Below are 3669 nucleotides of genomic sequence, written 5' to 3'. Positions count from 1 at the left end.
GTGCCATACCCGCCCGAGGCGGCGGCCTCCGCGAGGCTGGCCAGGGTTTCGGCCCGCCCCTGCAGCGGGTCCTCCAGCACGCTGTGGGGATCCACCAGCGCCGGCCCCAGCCAGCAGCCCTCGGCGTCGAACGTGTCGCCGCCGGCCGCGTCCGGCTCCGGATCGATCGCCCGCAGCAGCCCGTCTTCCAGGAGCACGTCGGCCCGCCGCAGTGGCCGCCCCGGGGCCTCCAGCAGAGTCACCCCGCGGATCAGCAGCTGACGGACCATGGCAGGGGCTTCGGTGGGTGGGCCGGCTAGAGGGCGCCGGCGGCCGTGCGGTCGATCACGCCCCCCAGGTGGGCGGTGAGGTTCAGGGCGCTGACCACCGGCGGCGCCGTCGCCCCCCGGGGGTAGTCGATCACGGTCACCCCCCCGTTCCCCTGCTTGATGGCCCAGATGTCGGCGGGGGAGAGGCCGAGCAGGGCGCAGAGGATGGTCTTGTTGACCGCATCATGGGCGACCACCAGGGCCGTTTCCTGGGGATCCAGTCCGGCGACGATCCGGTTCCAGGCGGCCAGTGACCGGTCCCAGACCTCACCGATGGTCTCCCCTTCGGGCATCTGCACGGTCTCGGGGGTGCGCTTCCAGGCGGCGAGGAGATCGGGCCAGCCGGCGGCGATCTCGCTCTCCAGCCGGCCCTCCCAGAGGCCGTGGCCGATCTCCCGCAGCCCCCGGGTGGTGGTGAGCGGCACGCCGGGGTGGGAGCCCAGGATCACCTCGGCGGTGCGCAGGGGGCGGGCCATGTCGCTGCTGTAGGCGCGCTGCAGCGGGATCGGGGCGAGGAAGGCTCGCGCCGCCTCCGCCTGGGCCAGGCCGTGGGCATTGAGGGGGATGTCGATCTGGCCCTGGAAACGGCCCTCCCGGTTCCAGTCGGTCTCGCCATGGCGCACCAGCAGCAACCGACACCCCGGTCCGGTCGGGGGCAGGGCCGTGCCCAGGTGGGCCGTGCCGTTGAGGGATTCCAGCTGCACCGCCGGGCGCCCGCCCTCGCCGCGGACCAGGTTGAGCACCGTGATCGAGGCGTTGTCGAGCCTGAGGCGCAGGAAGCCGCTCGCCGGCAGGCCGAGCAGGTGCAGCACCAGGCAGCGCAGGATGGCGTTGTGGGCCACCACGAGCACGGTGGCGTCATCGCCGTGGCGGGCCAGCAGCCGATCGGCGAAACGGCCCGCCTGCTCCAGCAGCTCGGGCACCGGCAGAAAACGGCTGCCGTCGGCACGGCGCAGCTCCATGGTCTCGGGGGCCTCGCGCCAGCGGCGCTCCTGCTCCGGATCCACGGCCCGCACCTCGCTGCGCAGCAATCCGCTCCACGGCGCCAGATCGATCTCCAGCAGATCGTCGTCGTAGAGGGGGGCCAGGGCTGAGCCGTGGTTGGCCAGCAGGGCGGCCGTGGTGGCGCTGGCCCGCTGCAGCGGCGAGCTGTAGACGGCGGTGAAATCGAGCTCCGCCAGGGCCTCCCCGGTGCGACGGGCCTGGAGCTGCCCCTCCTCGGTGAGGTTGGAGAGGTCGTCACGGCCCTGGATGCGGTGCTCCAGGTTGAAGCTGCTCAGCCCATGGCGGACCAGCACGATGCGAAGGGGCAAGGTGCTTGTGGCGCAGGCGAGGCCATCGTATGGGACGGGCCGAGGCCTGGCGCAGGGGAGAATCAGCACCCATCGCCGCCGAGGTGGTCCGTTTGAACGGAACCCCTTCCCGATCCGGACCGCCCGCCTCCCCCCCGGGCTGGAAGAGCCTGCTGGCCCTGCTCAGCCTGGCGCTGTGCGCCCTGCTCTGGGTGGGGGGGCTGATCGACAGCCTCGAGCGTCCGTCGGTGGTCGATTCCCTCAGCCTGCGGCAGCTCGAGCTGGCCGCCCTGGCGGCCGAGGCCGTTCCGGAGGGGCTGCGGCCGCTGCTCACCGGAGAGGACCCGCGCCGGGAGCTGGGCGATGAGCTGCAGCGGCAACTGCAGGCCGCCGAGGAACCGCCCCTGGCCCTGCGCCGCCTCGAACGGGCCCTGCTGGAACGCGACGCGGCGTCCGCGGCGGCCCTGGACGACGACACCGAGCTGCGGCAGCTGGCAACCCAGGTGGACGCCGTCCGGCGTCCCCTGATCCAGGCGCTGCTCGACGGACCGCCGGTGACGGCGGAGCGGCGGCAGCAGCTGCTCGCCCCCTGGTCGGCGCCGCTGATGGTGCAACAACTGGTCTGCGAACAGCTGCCAGGGGACCCGGGCGCCTGTCCGGCGGAGGAGCGGTCCCTGCGGCTGCTGCTGATGCTGCTGGCGGTGACGACCCTGCCGGCGCTGTTCCTGGTGGTGGGGGTCGCCCTGCTGCTCCGTCAGGGCTGGCTGGCCTGGCGGCAGCGGCTACCGGCGGCGCCACCGCTGGTGGGCCCGCCCCTGAGCCCGGTCGATGTGACCCTCCTGATCGCCGGCGGTTTCGTGGTGCTCGGCGAGGTCCTCGTGCCGATGCTGGTGCAGCCGCCGCTGCAGATCGCCCTGCAGGGTCTGGCTGTCCCGAGGGCCCTCAGCCAGGGCATCGAGGTGCTGGTGCTCTATGCCGCCCTGATGGCCGCCCCGCTGCTGCTGCTGGCCCTGATGCTGCCCCGCCGGGGGGCCCCGCCGGCGGGGGGCTGGCTGCAGTGGCGGTGGCGGCCAGCCGGGTCCGCCATTGCCGGCGCCCTGGCCAGCCTGCTGATGGTGCTTCCGGTGGTGACGGCCTCCAGCTGGGCGATCGACAGGGTCTGGGCCGACCCGGGCGGCAGCAATCCCCTGCTCGACCTCGTCCTGACCAGCGCCGACCCCCTGGCGCTGGCCTGTTTCGCCCTCACCGCCCTGGTGGTGGCCCCCCTGTTCGAGGAGGTCCTCTTCCGGGGCGTGCTGCTGCCGGTGGCGGGCCAGAGGCTCGGCGGAGCCGGCGCGGTGGTGCTGAGCGCGGCCGTGTTCGCGATCGCCCATCTGAGCCTGTCAGAACTGGCCCCGCTGTTCGTGCTCGGCCTTGGCCTGGGCTGGCTGCGCTGGCGCAGCGGCCGGCTGGGAAGCGCCGTGCTGATGCACGCCCTCTGGAACGGGATGACCTTCATGAATCTCCTCTTTCTCGCCGACTGACAGCGCTTGCTGCGGTCCCCGATGGGTGGTTCACTTGCGCAGTGCCTTTTCAGGTCCCTTGGCCGCCTCCCCCGCCCCCCGCAGCCAGAATCCGCTGCCGAAACCGAGGCCCCTGCAGAGACCCCTGCAGCTGATCGAGGGGTCCCTCTCGGCACGCCGGATCGAACGCCAGGCCCCCTGGCTGGCCGGACTGCATCGGATCAGCAGCGGAGCCCTGGTGGGACTGGGATTCTCGATGCTCGGCCTGAGCGCCCTCACCCTGCACTGGCAGAACCAGTGGGCCTACAGCTTCGCCAAGCTGGAAGCCTCCAAGACCCTCGAGCACCGCATGCAGGAATCGTCCGCCCTGCTCGAGCAGCATCACCTCAGCCTGGTGCGGCGCCCCGGCCTGCTTGAGCCCACCAGCAGTGCCAAGCTCATCCATCTGCCCGAACCCCGCAGCAGCCGCCCCCGCGCCCCCCTGCCGCTGCTGGCCGGCTTCCAGCTGCGGGCCATCCCGGCCGGCTACTGATGCCCCCCGCCTCCCGTTCCGGGCCTGGCGAGGGC

Annotated in this window: 3 protein-coding genes and 1 pseudogene; 2 read left to right on the top strand and 2 right to left on the bottom strand. The window is 72.9% G+C overall.

Annotated features, from left to right (window positions below; all coding sequences use genetic code 11):
- Positions 1–269 (bottom strand): annotated as a pseudogene (locus VB737_RS05905) (dihydroorotase); the annotation flags it as partial.
- Between the two features lie 26 nt (positions 270–295).
- Positions 296–1621 (bottom strand): histidine phosphatase family protein, encoded by a 1326-nt coding sequence (locus VB737_RS05900; protein WP_500311937.1) that lies wholly within the window; start codon positions 1619–1621, stop codon positions 296–298.
- An 83-nt stretch (positions 1622–1704) separates the two neighbouring features.
- Between VB737_RS05900 and VB737_RS05895 the strand changes: the two genes are divergently transcribed.
- On the top strand, positions 1705–3123 hold the full coding sequence (locus VB737_RS05895) for a CPBP family intramembrane glutamic endopeptidase (protein ID WP_500311935.1): 1419 nt from the start codon (positions 1705–1707) through the stop codon (positions 3121–3123).
- Positions 3124–3181: 58 nt separating this feature from the next.
- Positions 3182–3634 carry a hypothetical protein gene (locus VB737_RS05890; RefSeq protein ID WP_500311933.1) on the top strand — a complete coding sequence of 151 codons (453 nt, stop codon included), beginning with the start codon at positions 3182–3184 and terminating at the stop codon, positions 3632–3634.
- The last annotated feature ends 35 nt before the right edge of the window (positions 3635–3669 follow it).

It is taken from the genome of Synechococcus sp. BA-120 BA3 (assembly GCF_034931285.1).
Classification (GTDB): domain Bacteria; phylum Cyanobacteriota; class Cyanobacteriia; order PCC-6307; family Cyanobiaceae; genus Cyanobium.
The sequence above is the reverse complement of the archived record's forward strand: the minus strand, read 5'-3'. Positions and strand labels throughout refer to the sequence as shown.